Source organism: Alkalibacterium sp. (genome assembly GCF_046484155.1).
Classification (GTDB): Bacteria; Bacillota; Bacilli; order Lactobacillales; family Carnobacteriaceae_A; genus Alkalibacterium.
This window is the reverse complement of record NZ_JAWOBT010000027.1, coordinates 1-15,703: the sequence shown is the minus strand read 5'-3', so window position 1 is coordinate 15,703 and position 15,703 is coordinate 1. Positions and strand designations below refer to the sequence as shown.

Here is a 15,703-nt window from a genome sequence, read left to right as displayed (position 1 = left end):
AGCATATAAACGGCACAAATTCAGGGGAAAGTGGTACAGTATCCAATGTGGACTTGTACTTTTTCCTGCCATCACTTATAATTTATAAGGATTGGTGTCTATTTCAGATAGACGAAGAAATGCTGGAGAAAGTATATTAAAGAAAGTGGGCAATTGATCATGGCACAACTGTATTTTCGTTATGGAGCAATGAACAGTGGAAAATCGATTGAAATTTTGAAAGTGGCACATAATTATGAAGAGCAGGAAAAGCCTGTGGTCTTGTTTACGAGTGCTTTAGATAATCGAGACGGATTAGGTTATATTTCCAGTCGAATTGGATTGAAACGAAAAGCCATCCCTGTTACAGACGAGACGGATATCTTTTCAATTGTAAAAGACATGGAAAAGCCGGTTGCGTGCGTGTTGATCGATGAGGCGCAATTTTTAAAAAGAACGCATGTCGATCAATTAGCCCAAATAGTAGATCAACTGTCTATCCCTGTCATGGCTTTTGGATTGAAGAATGATTTTAGAAACCAGCTGTTTGAAGGATCCGAGCAATTACTGCTTTTAGCTGATAAGATAGAAGAAATGAAAACCATTTGCTGGTTCTGCCATAAAAAGGCCATCATGAACCTGCGTGTACATGATGGTGAGCCTGTATATACAGGAGAGCAAATTGCCATAGGTGGGAACGAGTCCTATTACCCGGTATGTAGAAAACATTACAGTGATCCCTTAATAAGACACGACCAAGAGAGAGGTAATAATTAATGAGTAGTATGATGGATCGATTAGTAGAAGTAGAAATACGTTATGATGAACTGAATGAATTGCTCAGTGATCCAGAAGTGATCAACGATACGGAACGTCTTATGAAATTGAGTAAAGAGGAAGCGGACTTGAGAGAGACCGTCGCAAAATATAGAAAATACAAAGACGTTTTAACTGAATTGGAAGATACCGAAGAGATGCTTAATGATTCTTTAGACAAAGAAATGGAAGAATTAGCCAAAGCAGAACTTAACACTCTTAAAGCAGAAAAAGAAACACTGGAAGAAGAACTGAAATTCATGCTTCTACCAAAAGACGAAAATGATGAACGTAATATTATTATGGAAATCCGCGGAGCCGCCGGTGGAGATGAAGCGCAGCTCTTTGCCAGAGATTTGTTTGAAATGTATCAGAAATATGCAGACAATCAAGGCTGGAAAACAGAAGTGCTGAACACCAGTCCTGGCAGTGCCGGTGGATTCAAAGAGATCACACTGATGATATCAGGTACGAATGTGTACTCCAAGTTGAAATTTGAAAACGGTGCGCACCGAGTTCAACGTGTGCCTCAGACAGAATCACAAGGACGCATTCATACTTCAACGGCGACCGTCGTTGTCATGCCGGAAGCTGAAGATCTTGAAATAGATATCGCTGAAAATGATATTCGAGTCGATATTTATCATGCCAGTGGTGCGGGCGGACAGCACGTAAACAAAGTATCTTCAGCTGTGCGATTAACGCATGAACCCACAGGAATCGTTGTAGCGATGCAAGACGAGCGCTCTCAAATTAAAAATAGAGAGAAGGCCATGAAAATTTTACGCTCTCGTGTTTATGATAAAATTACTGGGGAAGCACAAGCTGAAGTGGATGCAGAAAGAAAATCTGCCGTAGGGACAGGAGACCGTTCTGAACGTATCCGTACGTATAACTTTCCGCAAAGTCGTGTAACTGATCACCGCATTAATTTGACCATTCAAAAACTCGATCAAATTCTGGGTGGAAAATTAGATGAAATCATTGAACCTTTACTCATGTGGGAACAATCCCGAAAAATGGAGCAGTTAAAAAATGACTATTAAGTTTATCCGAGAAGCATCAACTTATGCAGAAGTCCTCTCTAGGGCTTCTGCTTTTTTGAAACAAAGCCATAGAGAGCCTCAGATAGCCGAGTGGTTGTTGAAAGAACGGTTCAACATGTCGCTGACGGATTTAGTTACCCTTCAAAAGCAGGAGATGAATGAAGAGGATAAAGAGCAGTATATCAGAGATATAATCGAGGCCAGTCATGGCAAACCACCCCAGCACATTGTTGGACACGAGTGGTTTTATGACCGTCAATTCAAAATTACAGAGGCAACCCTGATTCCTCGTCCTGAAACAGAAGAGTGGTTTGACCGGTACATTAAACACTTGCCGGAACGACCATTACGTGTCATCGACTTAGGAACCGGATCCGGTGTTTTAGCCATCAGTCATAAGCTTGAAAGACCACAAGACGAGGTTGTTGCGGTAGACATAAGTCAAGCAGCACTAGCTGTGGCCAGCTCTAACGCTCAGACTTTAGGTGCAGAGGTGACTTTTATCGAAAGTGATATGCTGAAAAAGGTTACTGGGACATTCGACTTGATCCTGTCTAATCCGCCTTATATCAGTCAATCCGAACGAAACGAAATGGATGAATCAGTTATTGATTTTGAACCTCATCTTGCCTTATTCGCAGAAGAAGAGGGGCTGTATTTTTACAAGAAAATCGCAGAGGAAACTTCAGAAAGATTGAATCCAGAGGGAGAAATGATTTTAGAATTTGGTTATAAGCAGGCACCAGCAATTAAAGCTATTTTTGAGAATCACTTTCCAAGCGCGACCATCAAGATAGAAAAAGATTTCAACAATAATGACCGGACGATACATCTGAAACGTGACACAAAGATAACGAAAGAAGGAGACGTTAATGCAGACAGCCATTCTTGATTCTACCGAATTAGACCAAGCAGCGGCTTACTTGAAAAGTGGTCAAGTCGTGGCTTTTCCAACCGAAACCGTCTATGGCTTAGGGGCAGATGCGACTGACGAAGAGGCGGTCAAAAAGATATTTGAAGCAAAAGGTCGCCCGAATGATAACCCATTGATCATTCACATTTCTAATATAGACCAGCTGGAGCGCTATGTTCAGTTCGTTCCGGAAGCTGCCAGGACAGTAATAGAGCATTTCTGGCCCGGACCGTGCACTTTGATTTTAAGAAAAAAAGGACCTATTGCACCCTCGGTAACTGGAGGATTGGATACCATTGGTGTAAGAATGCCGGATCATCCGGTAGCGCTTGAACTGATTGAGAAGGCTGGGGTTCCCTTAGCGGCACCCAGCGCAAATTCGTCTGGAAAACCGAGCCCAACTACTGCCCTGCACGTTAAGAAAGATTTAGATGGTAAAATTCAAGCAATAGTTGATGGTGGAGCGACGGGAGTGGGACTTGAATCCACAGTGCTGGATCTCACCGATCCTGAAAGACCGACGATATTAAGGCCGGGTGGCGTTACTTTTGAAGAATTGGAACTAGTCTTAGGGAAAGTTTGGACAGACAATCATTTAAAAGATGCATCGATCGCACCAAAATCACCAGGAATGAAATACAAACATTATTCTCCCGAAAAGCCTGTCTGGATTTTACCGGCTTCCTTAGATGAGGCTGAAAAAGTGATGGATCAATTAGAAAAATCTGGAGAAAAAATCGGATTCTTGGTCAGTGATGAATGGTTTGAACAGTTAAGTAATCATAATAGAACGGGTCATAGATTGGGTGACAAAAAGAAACCTCAGCAGGCAGCTGCTCGATTGTTCTCATCTTTGAGAGCCTTAGATGATGAAAAGATCTCGCTGATAGTAGTGGAACCTTACTCGAAAGCAGGCATAGGGACAGCGTACATGAATCGTTTGGAAAAAGCAGCGAGTCGAATATTATAAAAATCAGGATAAGATGGATTCTCCTGGAAACTTGCGATCACTTTATGTACAATAACATAAGAAGTAAATAAGGATAATAGAGGAGCCGGATAATGGGAAACTTTCAAGTTATAGATCATCCACTTATACAACATAAACTGACAATCATCAGAGATAAGAATACTGGAACAAAGTATTTTAGAGAAGTCGTTAATGAAATTGCGCGCTTATTGGCATATGAAGTATCTAGAGAAATGCCTTTACAGGACATTGAAATCGAAACACCTTTAGTAAAAACCGTTCAAAAACAGCTGGCAGGTAAAAAAGTAGTGATCGTACCTATTTTAAGAGCTGGCTTAGGCATGGTTGATGGCATGTTAGATCTCATTCCAGCGGCCAAAGTTGGTCACGTAGGGATGTACCGCGATCACGAAACCATGGAACCAGTCGAATATTTTGTCAAGTTACCTTCTGAATTATCAGAACGTGAATTATTAGTTGTGGATCCTATGCTTGCTACAGGCGGATCAGCGGTTGCTGCCATCGATGCATTAAAAAAACGCGGCGCAACAAACATCAAATTTGTTTGTTTAGTTGCAGCACCTGAAGGCGTAAAAGTATTGCAGGATGCTCACCCTGATGTTGATATCTATACTGCTTCCCTAGATGAAAAATTAAATGAAAAAGGCTACATTTTGCCTGGCTTAGGCGATGCGGGCGATCGTTTGTTCGGAACATTATAAGAGATATAAAATGAAAAAGCTCCGATAAGAAAGGTTTTCTTATCGGAGCTTTTTTTTAGGATTTCAAAAGAAACCTGTAACATTTATGTAACATGCATAATAAATGAAATATTTTGAAGTTTGTGCTAGTATAATTACGAAAGGATGAACCGTATGCCACTCGTCATGCTACAATCATTAGTTAATCTTGTCTCGCATGTATTTTTTATCCTTGTTGCTTTTTGGGCAATGCAGACGTTAAAAACAGATATGTTAATAAAAAAATTCCACATTCCACAAGCACGTACCTTGTATATACTGATTTCTATTGCATTAGGTTATACAACAAGCAATTTTTTCATAGATTTTATTCTTTCAATTCAGAACTTATTTTATTTGATTTAATGTGTTTCGTGTCAGTGACAAATCAGTTGATGTTGTCACAAAGATGTCATTAAGGAAGGGATTACATGGTGTTCCCCTGCAATAAGCTTTCTGATATACTGAATCAAGTGTGTTTTAAAAAAGAACAATCAATTTTTACTATATTAACAATTAATTTAAAACAAGACATGAGATGAAGAATAATTGGAAAAGGAATTATGGAGGGCATAGAATGGATAAAATTATCGTAGGCGGAGGAAACCGGCTGAAAGGTTCTGTTGATATAGATGGAGCAAAGAATGCTGCACTTCCTATACTAGCTGCCACTATTTTAGCAAGTAAAGGGACGAATATCATAGACAACGTGCCCCTTTTATCGGATATTTACACTATGAATGAAGTGTTGAATCATTTAAACGTCAAGGTTGAATTTGATGAAAAAAACCAGGTGATTCGAACAAATGCTGAAGCTAAACTAAACAATGAAACACATTTTGATTTTATGAGTAAAATGCGAGCTTCTATCGTGGTCATGGGCCCGCTGCTTGCGCGGACAGGGTATGCTAAAGTTGCTTTACCTGGCGGATGCGCTATCGGGTCTAGACCCATAGATCTGCATTTGAAAGGCTTCGAAGCGATGGGTGTCAAAGTGAAGTTGGGTAATGGTTATATCGAAGCTTCTGTAGACAAACTTAAGGCTGCTCATATTTATCTGGATTTTCCAAGTGTCGGAGCGACTCAAAACATTATGATGGCAGCCACACTTGCTGAAGGAACCAGCGTCATTGAGAACGTTGCAAGAGAACCTGAAATCGTTGATTTGGCAACTTTCTTAAATAAAATGGGTGCTAAAATAATTGGAGCAGGGACAGAAACCATACGCATAGAAGGTGTGGAAGCTCTGGAAGGAACAGATTATCCTATCATTCCTGACCGTATTGAAAGTGGTACCTTTATGATCGCTGCCGCGATTACACAAGGAGAGATCTTGATTAAAGAGGCTGTAAGTGAACATAACAAACCGCTTATTGCTAAATTAGGTGAAATGGGCGTTACATTTATTGAGACCAGTGAAGGATTGAAAGTTATTGGCCCTGAAAAATTAAAACCAACGAATGTTAAAACTATGCCATATCCAGGTTTCCCTACTGATCTTCAAGCACCAATGACCATAGCACAGCTTGTTGCTGAGGGAACAAGTATCATGCGTGAAACAGTATTCGAAAACAGATACATGCACATGGAAGAACTGCGTAAGATGAATGCATCTTTTCAAATCGATGGGCAAAGTGTTATTATACAAGGCGGGAGCATCCTTCAAGGTACTGAAGTTGCGTCAACAGATCTGCGTGCAGCAGCTTCACTGATATTGGTCGGTTTAGTCTCCCAAGGACACACACAAGTCACGCAATTACATCATTTAGATAGGGGATATTCCAAATTCCATTCTAAAATGAAAAAATTAGGTGCCGATATCGAACGAGTAAACGAAGAATCAGCAAAAATCAAAGAATCAAGTACCGTATCTACTTATCTAAATTAAAATATTTACAGAGAGAGAGAAGAAGAAGAGGAGAAACTAGCCCATTATTCTTAATTCTCTCTCTTTTTCATATGCCCTTCAGTATACCTTAACAAATAATTAAGAATATAAATTTAGTGTTGCTCTTTTTTCGTATGTTAAGTATCATATAAAGGGTATAAACATTTTTAGACTTATGCATCTCGAAATAGTGAAAGTGCAATGAAGAGTTGAGAGGAGAAACACGATGGCTAGAGATATTGGCATCGACTTAGGTACAGCGAATGTACTGGTGCATGTAAAAGGAAAAGGTATTGTTTTAAACGAGCCTTCTGTCGTAGCGTTAGACACTAAAACAAACGAAGTACTCGCGGTAGGGGGAGACGCCTACATGATGGTGGGTCGTACACCTGGCAATATAAAAGCAATCCGTCCCTTGCAAGGAGGCGTTATTGCTGATTTTGATATAACTGAAGCAATGCTGACTTACTTTATTAATAAATTAAATGTTAAAGGTTTTTTATCTAAGCCTAATATTCTTATTTGTTGTCCCACGAATATCACTGCAATTGAACAAAAAGCAATTATTGAAGTGGCAGAAAAAAGTGGTGGCAAAAACATTTATTTAGAAGAAGAACCCAAAGTGGCTGCTATCGGTGCAGGCATGGATATATTTCAACCAAGAGGCAATATGGTTATCGACATTGGTGGAGGTACCAGCGATATCGCTGTTCTATCTATGGGGGGGATCGTTACCAGCCGTTCGATCAAAATAGCGGGCGATACACTGGATAACGATATCACGCAATATGTTAAGAAAAAACACAAGTTACTCATAGGAGAGCGTACGGCAGAAACGATCAAGAAAGAAATTGGCATCATGTTTGATAACGGGAGAAATGATGAAATGGATGTAAGAGGACGAGACATGGTTTCCGGTCTGCCTCGCACCGTTACCATTACTTCGCTGGAAGTATTGGAAGCAACGCGTGAATCCATGGAAATGGTCGTTGCACAAGCTAAAGCGGTCTTGGAGCAGACACCGCCCGAATTGTCAGCAGATATCATTGATCGTGGTGTTATCCTTACCGGTGGTGGCGCATTGCTTGACGGTATTGAACTGCTTTTTGCCGAAGAGCTGATGGTGCCCGTGTTTAAAGCGGAAAATCCACTCGATTCAGTCGCTCTTGGAACTGGTATTTTGCTTGAAAATTTAAAAAATCGAAGATAATTTAATGATCTGACAATTCTGTAAAATTGACTGAGGTGTTCACTGATGACATGGAAAACGGTAGTTAAGGATATAATCTTTTATATATTAAAAGTCCTGATTGTGATTCTATTAATTACTGCAGCTTTTATAATAGGAACAATGATTGGATACAGTGTCGTTGGTGGTGCCGGCGAGCCGATGGATGTATTTAATCCGGAAATCTGGCAGCATATTTTAGACTATATTTTTTAATGAATAAACCATCAAAGTATTAAGGTGTTAGGGGAACTCTCTATCGCTTTAATGCTTTTTCTGTTTTTTATAGAACTTTATTGATGAGATATTATTTCTTTTCATAATATTATTAGTAGAGGAGAGATTTTAATCTTTTCTACTACATGATGGAAAGAGGAATAGTATGAATACAGTGTCACTGATAGGAAGAATGGTCAAGGAAGTTGAATTAAGGGATATAGGTGAGAGCCGATTTGTCACCAACAACGTTCTAGCGGTTAAGAAGACATTCAAAAAGGAAGGCATAAGGGAGGCTGATTTCATTCCTTTTGTCGCTTGGGGAAAGAAAGCTGAACTCATTGAAAAACATTGCGGCAAAGGAGATCTCGTCGCATTAAATGGTAAGATGCAATCGCGTTCATATCAAACGAACGATGATGAAACAAAATATGTCGTGGAGATGCTCGTGGATGATATAGAATTTATTCAAAAAAAAGCTAAAGAATAGCCTAGTTTAGAAAGTGTAAATTAAAAACACAGCATTTTATTTTTGTTTGTTTATGAACATGAATATTGCGCTGTGTTTTTGTATTTAGTTTTCAGCAATGAAAGTCGTCTCATTGTTTGGTTGCAAAGTTGACACAATTGGTTTATCTTCTTGTTTAAGTGCATTGATTTACACAAAAAATTCAACTATGGTGTGTATAATAAAAATGAACGAAATTAGGAAGAAGGTTAACCATGCATATTTTAATGATTGAAGATAATGAATCCGTGTGTGAAATGATAGAGATGTTCTTTTTGAAAGAGGAGTGGGAGGCAACCTTTGTTCACGATGGCAAAGAGGGACTGGATGCGTATAAAAATTCACCAGACAAATTCGATCTAATTATATTAGACATTATGCTTCCTGGGATGGATGGTATGGCCATTTGTAAAGAAATAAGAAAAGAGTCTTCATCTGTCCCCATCATTATGTTGACTGCTAGAGATTCAGAAAGTGATGAAGTGATCGGTTTAGAAATAGGTGCAGATGATTATGTAACCAAGCCGTTCAGTCCGCTCACTTTAGTTGCCCGTATAAAATCACTGCTTCGAAGAGTGAGCAACAAAGACTCTGCCCATGCAGATGAGTTGACGTTTGACATTGAAACGGAACATTTGAAAATGGACCGAACGACACGTGAGATTGTTTTATATGATCAACCTCTGAATAATTTAACACCAAAAGAATTTGACTTGCTTTTTACTTTAGCAAATAGCCCCAGACGTGTTTTTTCACGAGAGCAACTCCTTCAGTTGGTTTGGGATTATGAGTATTTTGGTGATGAGCGCACAGTGGATGCACATATAAAAAAATTACGTCAGAAAGTATCCTTAAATGGGCCGCAAGTTATAAAGACTGTATGGGGAGTAGGGTACAAGTTCGATGATACCGAAAAAATTGACTAAAATGAAATTACCGTATTTCTTTCAACAGTTTTTGGGCTTTTTAGCCGTTATCATCATCTTAATGGCGGTAACCGTCTTTTCATTTGTTCATTTTGGCCGGAGAACAGCCTTAAATGCAACTGAGAGCAGATTGTTTAGTTACGCTGAATCTGTAATAAATGAAGATTTGAATCCGATGCAGCTTGATACGATCAACCGCGTTTTAACGGCGCAGGAAGTTTCTTTTTTTGTCTTTGATGATGAAGGAGATATAATCTATCCGGAGTTGCCCCCGAATATGCGGGCGAACATTGTGCCGGATCAAATTGAACAACTGAAATCAGGCGAACGCATATCTTTAATAACAACTCGTGAAGATTTATTAGGAAATCCAAGAGAGACGACGCTTGTCTATCTTCCGTATTTCCAGCAGAATAACGAAGAGTACGCCGGATTTGTTACGGTAAGTGCACCAATCAGCCACATAAATCGTCAAATGGAAGATTTAAAAGGCAATTTGTTTAGTGCCTTTCTTATCTCGACGATTGTGGCTATACTATTGAGTTTAGTCTTTGCTCACTACCAAGTTAAACGAGTGAATCGTTTAAGAAAGGCTGCCCACAAAGTAGCGGAAGGTGAGTATACGATTCAACTTGAACATAGCGAACGAGATGAAATAGATTACTTGACCAGAGATTTCAACCGAATGGTGATGGGGTTAAAAGAGTCTCAAGATGAAGTTATGAAACAAGAAGAGCGCAGAAAAAGTTTTATGCAAGATGCTGCTCATGAAATGAGAACACCCTTAACTACTATCAATGGTTTGCTGGAAGGCTTGGAACACGATGTCATTCCCGAAACACAAAAATTACGGAGTATAAAACTTATGAGAAAAGAGACAAGACGTTTGATACGCCTTGTCAATGAAAATATGGATTATGAAAACATTCGATCTAATCGAATTGTATTAACAAAACACGCAATACCTCTATCAGAAATTGTTGATGAAATAAGCGAACAAATGAAAGAGATGATCAAAGAATCCTCAAACGAATTAATTATACATGATTTGAACCACATCACTGTGTATGCAGATTATGACCGGCTAAAACAAATCTTAGTCAACTTAATTAAAAATGCCATGCAATTTACTCAGAGTGGCAAAATCGACATATCAAGTCGAAACACTTTAGAAGGTACAGAAATCACTATTAGCGATACAGGCATTGGGATGACAGAATCCCAGCTGGAAAATATCTGGGAACGTTACTACAAGGCAGATGTCTCTCGAACCAAGACTAAATTCGGCGAATCAGGTCTTGGTCTGGCAATTGTACAACAGTTAATAGAACTTCATGGAGCTGAAATCACGGTTGAAAGTGAGCTTGGTAAGGGGACAACCTTTAAGATGATTTTCCCTAAAAAAAAATGAATTGATTGAGAAAACTGATTGAACTAGTCATAAATACCTTGAGCTATGTTTATGAGAGCTTTATAATTGCTTAAATCGTTGCGTTTGCTTTATAATAGAGTTTCGTTTAGTATATACGTGAAGAATAAATCGATTTAAAATAATTGAGAATATAAAAAAATAAAAAGGAGGGCTATTTATGTTTAAAATCAAAAATATATTCAATAAAAGAAATGCTTTGTTTGGTTTGGTAACAGTTATGTTTTGGCTCAAAACATATATGGCCTATTTAATAGAATTTGATTTAGGAGTGACTGGAACTGTTCAACAGTTCTTGTTGTTTATTAATCCACTAGCTATCACGCTGATACTTTTTTCCGCGGCACTTTACTTTAAAAAACCAAAATCGTCCAGCATAGCTTTGATTGGGATTCTTTTTGTGACTACGTTACTTCTCTACGCCAACATCTTGTATTACAGAGAATTTTCGGATTTCCTTACAACGAATATCTTGGTTGGCTCTAACAATGTATCGACAGGTTTGATAGCTTCAACGTTTGCTATGATGAGACCGTGGGATCTACTTTACTGGTTTGATTTTATTTTCTTAATGGTTATTTCAGTGCGCAATCGTAAAACGATCATTAAAGGATATCACAAGCCAGCCAAAAAACGCGACATCTTTGCGGTTACTGCTTTAGGACTGTCTTTATTTGTCGGGAATCTTACGTTAGCTGAGATAGATCGGCCACAATTGTTGACGCGAACCTTTGACAGAAACTATATTGTAAAATATTTGGGACTGAATTTCTTTACAGGTTATGATATCGTTCAAACCGTTCAGAATAGTCAGATTCGAGCAAGTGCGGATGAGACGCAGCTAAATGGGATCATTGATTTTGTGAGAGCGAATTATAGGGAACCAGATGCTGATTACTTCGGTGTAGCCGAAGACCGAAACGTCATTGTGATACAAATGGAAAGCGTCCAACAGTTTTTGATCGATTATGAATTAGAAGATGAAAATGGCGTGAAACATGAAGTGATGCCATTCGTTAACAGCTTATTCCATAGTCAGGAATCTTATAGTTTCGATAATTACTTCCATCAGACCAGTCAGGGGAAATCGTCCGATGCGGAAATTCTTGGAGAAACGTCTCTGTACGGATTGTCTGAAGGTAGTGCTTTTCAAACGTTAGGATCGACAAATGATTTTCATGCAGCACCCGCAATATTGGAACAAAAAGCTGGGTATTCTTCCGCAGCTTTCCACGGGAACGTCGGGTCGTTCTGGAATAGAACGGATACGTACCGAAACTTTGGCTATGATTACTTTTTCGATTCTGAGTTTTATGATGTGTCCGGAGAACGCTCTTTAGAATATGGACTAAAAGATAAACTGTTCTTCGATGATTCGGTCGAGTATATCGAACAGTTGCCGCAACCTTTTTATACAAAATTTGTAACAGTAACTAATCACTTTCCGTATCCCTTAGATGAGCAGAACCAAGGGTTTCCATTGGCTCAAACAGACGATGATACGATCAATCAGTATTTTGCTACTGCTAATTATTTAGACCAAGCTATTGAAGAGTTTTTCGATTACCTGAAAGCCAGTGGGTTGTATGAAAATTCCACTATTGTGTTATATGGGGATCATTACGGCATATCAAACATGCGAAATCCTCATCTTGCCGAGTTGGTGGGTAAAGACAAGGAAGAGTGGAACGAGTATGATGATACTGAGATTCAACGTGTGCCGCTGATCATGCACGTTCCTGGAGTTGATAACGGTCAGGTCAGTGATACGTTCAGTGGTCAAGTTGATATGTTACCTACACTCCTTCATTTGCTTGGGGTTGAAACAGAAGAATTCTTGTTTATGGGACAAGATCTATTATCTGGAAATCATAATAATACCGTGCCTTTAAGAGACGGTCGAGTATTGACTCCTGACTATTCATTTATTGGTGAATCGATTTATGATCAAGATGGAAGTGAACTAACGGAGGAATTGTCTGAAGTTGAGCTGGCTGAATTACACTTGATCAGAGATGAAGCTCGAGAAGAGTTGATACATTCGGACAACATTCTGATGTTAGACCTCCTGCGTTTCTATTCGCCTCCATCAATGGCAGAGTTTGCACCGAATGAGTATATTTTCTCTAACCAATTGGAAGTTTTAGAAAGCGATGCTCTGAAAGGTAACAGTCTCCTTAACCAAAGAGACGGACTGTCGAGCGAAGGACTGTATGAATCAGATGCTCCAGAATTGATCAATGCAATGAGTTACAGTGAGTTTATTAAACAGATAGATCCCGATAAAAAGTTGGACTTTGAACAAATTAAATAAGTGGAAAAAGTGGACGTTAAGCTATTTAGCGTCCACTTTTCAAATTGTAGACAGACTATATTCATGAAAATAGTGTGTTATACTATGATAGAAAATAAAACAGAAGATTAGCTAAAAGGAGTGCGTTATGAAAGTATTGAGAATAAAAGAATTAGCAACCGATCGTATCAAAAATGGGTATCCGATGCTAGAAGAGTTGGATTTTTTCGATAAAGAAGAACTTGTCGAAGGTGACTTTGTGAGGCTAGTGGACAAACATAATAAATTTGTGGCACTTGGATACATTGGGAACGAAAAGAAAACGGCTGGCTGGGTGTTATCCTTAGATGACTCGGATAGAATCGATTATGCCTTTTTTGACAGACTTTTCAGAATGGCAAGAGAAAGAAGATCAGCTTTTTATGCTGATGAAAAAACAACGGCTTTCCGATTTTTCAATGGTGATGGCGACGGCATAGGTGGCTTGACTATCGATTATTATGATGGTTATTATATCTTTTCCTGGTATAGCGAAGGCATTTACGAACACAAGGATATGATACTGCAAGCCTTTAAAATAGCCATTCCTGATTTCAAAGGAATTTATGAGAAATGCAATTATCCAAATGCACCGCACAAAAGTCGATTTATCGAAGGCGACAAGGCGGAAGAACCTATAATTATTTTAGAAAACGGCATTCGCTATAATGTCTATCTAGATGAAGGCTGGATGACCGGTTTGTTCCTCGACCAGCGAAATATCAGAAATAAAATTATGGAAGAATGGGGCTTAGGCAGAAAAGTCCTGAATGCGTTTAGCTATACGGGAGCCTTCTCTGTCGCGGCTGCCATGGGCGGAGCGGTTAAGACCGTGAATGTCGATGTGGCTAACAGAAGTAAAGAACGGACAAAAGAGCAGTTTGAAGTGAATGGTCTAGACAGTGAACAACATGAAATTCGAAAGATGGATATATTTGATTATTTAGATTATGCACAAAAACACCAGCTGCAATTTGACTTGATCATTTTGGATCCGCCAACCTTTGCACGCACGAAGAAAAGAACGTTTAGTGTCGAAAAAAATTACACAGAATTAGTAAAAGAAGCGATTCAAGTATTGGCACCTGGTGGTTTGATCATTACCTCAACGAATGCCAAGACGGTTTCAAGAGATGAATTCTTTGACAGTGTCAACTTAGCCTTTGAAGAAATGGATGTTGATGCGTACCTCGTTGAAGAGTTTAGCTTGCCTGAAGATTTTGCTGTAAACGAACAAAATCCAAATTCCAATTACTTGAAAGTCTTTGTGCTTGAAAGAACAAAAGAATAAGGAATGAGAGGCAGGAGAACCTGCCTCTTTTTTTATTGAATATGACTAAAGTTTGAAGATTTATCGAATGGAGTGAAAAAGGTGAGACGGTTTCACTAAATATGATAAAATGAATAAATAATTACTGGAAAGGACGAAAAAAATGTCAGCTTATATTTCTGTGAAAAATGAAGTGAAACGGTATCAAGCAGGTGAGACGGTTATCGTAGCTAATGATGGCATCACGTTTGACATAGAGAAAAACGAATTTGCTGTTATTGTCGGACCGAGTGGGGCTGGGAAAACAACAGTATTAAATATTTTAGGTGGAATGGACTTTGCCGATGAAGGCGAAGTTATTATTGACGGGACAAATATTGTTGGATTCAAAGATAAACAGTTGACTGAATACCGACGAAATGACGTTGGATTTATCTTCCAAAATTATAACTTGATCCCCAATTTAACGGCTAAAGAAAATGTCGAGTTGGCAGCAGAAATTTCCCCCAATGCGCTAGATGCAACAGAAATACTGATCAGCGTTGGTTTGGAAGACCGAATGGATAATTTCCCTGCCCAGTTGTCTGGTGGCGAACAGCAACGAGTAGCTATTGCTCGCGCATTAGCAAAACAGCCGAAATTATTGCTCTGTGATGAGCCCACCGGTGCGTTGGATTATGAAACCGGAAAAAAAGTACTCGATCTATTAAATCGTTCTATAGAAGAATACGGAGCAACCGTCGTTGTTATTACACATAACCGTGCCATTGCACCGATGGCGAATCGTGTGATCGATATCAATAACGCTAAAGTCAGAAAAGTTACGTTGAATGATCATCCACAGCCAGTAGAATCGATCGAATGGTAAACCGGATGCGAAATGAGGGTGTGTAATGAACAAAAGAGCATTATGGAAAGATACATTCAGAGAAATTGGGCGAAGTAAGACGCGTTTTTTATCTATCTTTGCTATTATTTTAATAGGGGTCGCATTTTTTGCTGGATTGAGTGCTACCGGACCGGTAATGATTCATACAGCCGATTCTTATTATGATGAGCAAAATCTAAGCGATCTACATGTATTTTCTACGATGGGATTAGTAGATGAAGACATGGAACTCTTGAATTCGGTAGATGATGCCGAAGTAAAGTATTTATATAGTCAGGATGTCATTTTTGGGGAATCGGGATTAACATCAAAAGGTTTCGGCTGGGATCAGGAGAAACATTCAATCAATGACTTCAAAATTATTGAAGGACGTTTGCCTGAAGAAACGAATGAAATTGCTATCGATCAAACGAATAATTATGCTGATGAGTATACAATAGGTGATACGATTCAGATAAATGAAGAAAATTCTGAAAATCGTGAGGATACATTTAAAGAGCATACGTTTGAAGTCGTTGGTTTCTTGAATAGTCCCTTATATATCGAACGGATA

16 protein-coding genes are annotated in these 15,703 nt (G+C 39.0%); all 16 read left to right on the top strand.

Going from position 1 to position 15,703, the window contains the following annotated elements:
* Positions 1–159: 159 nt before the first annotated feature.
* Entirely contained in the window at positions 160–756 is a 597-nt protein-coding gene (locus R6U02_RS02175) for a thymidine kinase (RefSeq protein WP_410261994.1), read from the top strand.
* Positions 757–764: 8 nt separating this feature from the next.
* Positions 765–1,841, top strand: coding sequence for a peptide chain release factor 1 (gene prfA / locus R6U02_RS02170; protein ID WP_410262004.1), 1,077 nt, complete (start codon positions 765–767; stop codon positions 1,839–1,841).
* Positions 1,831–2,733 carry a peptide chain release factor N(5)-glutamine methyltransferase gene (gene prmC / locus R6U02_RS02165; protein ID WP_410261993.1) on the top strand — a complete coding sequence of 301 codons (903 nt, stop codon included), beginning with the start codon at positions 1,831–1,833 and terminating at the stop codon, positions 2,731–2,733. Before prfA ends, prmC begins: the two co-directional genes overlap by 11 nt.
* Entirely contained in the window at positions 2,714–3,724 is a 1,011-nt protein-coding gene (locus R6U02_RS02160) for an L-threonylcarbamoyladenylate synthase (RefSeq protein WP_410261992.1), read from the top strand. Before prmC ends, R6U02_RS02160 begins: the two co-directional genes overlap by 20 nt.
* Positions 3,725–3,816: 92 nt before the next feature.
* Positions 3,817–4,446: a uracil phosphoribosyltransferase gene (gene upp, locus R6U02_RS02155; RefSeq protein WP_410261991.1), complete on the top strand. Its 630-nt coding sequence runs from the start codon at positions 3,817–3,819 to the stop codon at positions 4,444–4,446.
* 144 nt (positions 4,447–4,590) lie between these two features.
* The gene (locus R6U02_RS02150) at positions 4,591–4,830 is read left to right on the top strand and encodes a DUF1146 family protein (protein WP_410261990.1); all 240 of its coding nucleotides are present in this window, start codon (positions 4,591–4,593) and stop codon (positions 4,828–4,830) included.
* Positions 4,831–5,041: 211 nt separating this feature from the next.
* The gene (gene murA / locus R6U02_RS02145; RefSeq protein WP_410261989.1) at positions 5,042–6,352 is read left to right on the top strand and encodes a UDP-N-acetylglucosamine 1-carboxyvinyltransferase; all 1,311 of its coding nucleotides are present in this window, start codon (positions 5,042–5,044) and stop codon (positions 6,350–6,352) included.
* 226 nt (positions 6,353–6,578) lie between these two features.
* A complete protein-coding gene (gene mreB, locus R6U02_RS02140) occupies positions 6,579–7,562 on the top strand; it encodes a rod shape-determining protein MreB (RefSeq protein ID WP_410261988.1) in 984 nt (327 codons plus the stop codon).
* 45 nt (positions 7,563–7,607) lie between these two features.
* Complete coding sequence (locus R6U02_RS02135) at positions 7,608–7,796, top strand: DNA-directed RNA polymerase subunit beta (RefSeq protein ID WP_410261987.1); 189 nt, start codon at positions 7,608–7,610, stop codon at positions 7,794–7,796.
* 166 nt (positions 7,797–7,962) lie between these two features.
* Positions 7,963–8,286, top strand: a complete 324-nt coding sequence (locus R6U02_RS02130) for a single-stranded DNA-binding protein (RefSeq protein ID WP_410261986.1) — start codon at positions 7,963–7,965, stop codon at positions 8,284–8,286.
* Between the two features lie 233 nt (positions 8,287–8,519).
* Positions 8,520–9,230: a response regulator gene (locus R6U02_RS02125; protein ID WP_410261985.1), complete on the top strand. Its 711-nt coding sequence runs from the start codon at positions 8,520–8,522 to the stop codon at positions 9,228–9,230.
* Positions 9,208–10,641: an ATP-binding protein gene (locus R6U02_RS02120; RefSeq protein WP_410261984.1), complete on the top strand. Its 1,434-nt coding sequence runs from the start codon at positions 9,208–9,210 to the stop codon at positions 10,639–10,641. Before R6U02_RS02125 ends, R6U02_RS02120 begins: the two co-directional genes overlap by 23 nt.
* A gap of 178 nt (positions 10,642–10,819) precedes the next feature.
* Positions 10,820–12,973, top strand: coding sequence for an LTA synthase family protein (locus tag R6U02_RS02115; RefSeq protein ID WP_410261983.1), 2,154 nt, complete (start codon positions 10,820–10,822; stop codon positions 12,971–12,973).
* Positions 12,974–13,100: 127 nt separating this feature from the next.
* Entirely contained in the window at positions 13,101–14,282 is a 1,182-nt protein-coding gene (locus R6U02_RS02110; RefSeq protein WP_410261982.1) for a class I SAM-dependent rRNA methyltransferase, read from the top strand.
* A gap of 142 nt (positions 14,283–14,424) precedes the next feature.
* Positions 14,425–15,129 carry an ABC transporter ATP-binding protein gene (locus R6U02_RS02105; protein WP_410261981.1) on the top strand — a complete coding sequence of 235 codons (705 nt, stop codon included), beginning with the start codon at positions 14,425–14,427 and terminating at the stop codon, positions 15,127–15,129.
* Positions 15,130–15,154: 25 nt separating this feature from the next.
* On the top strand, positions 15,155–15,703 hold a 549-nt coding region (locus R6U02_RS02100; protein ID WP_410261980.1), incomplete at its 3' end, for an ABC transporter permease.

Bases quoted from the DNA above. Each gene is read 5' to 3' on its own strand.
- R6U02_RS02175 (WP_410261994.1), top strand. From the start codon at position 160: ATGGCACAACTGTATTTTCGTTATGGAGCAATGAACAGTGGAAAATCG.
- prfA (WP_410262004.1), top strand. From the start codon at position 765: ATGATGGATCGATTAGTAGAAGTAGAAATACGTTATGATGAACTGAAT.
- prmC (WP_410261993.1), top strand. From the start codon at position 1,831: ATGACTATTAAGTTTATCCGAGAAGCATCAACTTATGCAGAAGTCCTC.
- R6U02_RS02160 (WP_410261992.1), top strand. From the start codon at position 2,714: ATGCAGACAGCCATTCTTGATTCTACCGAATTAGACCAAGCAGCGGCT.
- upp (WP_410261991.1), top strand. From the start codon at position 3,817: ATGGGAAACTTTCAAGTTATAGATCATCCACTTATACAACATAAACTG.
- R6U02_RS02150 (WP_410261990.1), top strand. From the start codon at position 4,591: ATGAACCGTATGCCACTCGTCATGCTACAATCATTAGTTAATCTTGTC.
- murA (WP_410261989.1), top strand. From the start codon at position 5,042: ATGGATAAAATTATCGTAGGCGGAGGAAACCGGCTGAAAGGTTCTGTT.
- mreB (WP_410261988.1), top strand. From the start codon at position 6,579: ATGGCTAGAGATATTGGCATCGACTTAGGTACAGCGAATGTACTGGTG.
- R6U02_RS02135 (WP_410261987.1), top strand. From the start codon at position 7,608: ATGACATGGAAAACGGTAGTTAAGGATATAATCTTTTATATATTAAAA.
- R6U02_RS02130 (WP_410261986.1), top strand. From the start codon at position 7,963: ATGAATACAGTGTCACTGATAGGAAGAATGGTCAAGGAAGTTGAATTA.
- R6U02_RS02125 (WP_410261985.1), top strand. From the start codon at position 8,520: ATGCATATTTTAATGATTGAAGATAATGAATCCGTGTGTGAAATGATA.
- R6U02_RS02120 (WP_410261984.1), top strand. From the start codon at position 9,208: ATGATACCGAAAAAATTGACTAAAATGAAATTACCGTATTTCTTTCAA.
- R6U02_RS02115 (WP_410261983.1), top strand. From the start codon at position 10,820: ATGTTTAAAATCAAAAATATATTCAATAAAAGAAATGCTTTGTTTGGT.
- R6U02_RS02110 (WP_410261982.1), top strand. From the start codon at position 13,101: ATGAAAGTATTGAGAATAAAAGAATTAGCAACCGATCGTATCAAAAAT.
- R6U02_RS02105 (WP_410261981.1), top strand. From the start codon at position 14,425: ATGTCAGCTTATATTTCTGTGAAAAATGAAGTGAAACGGTATCAAGCA.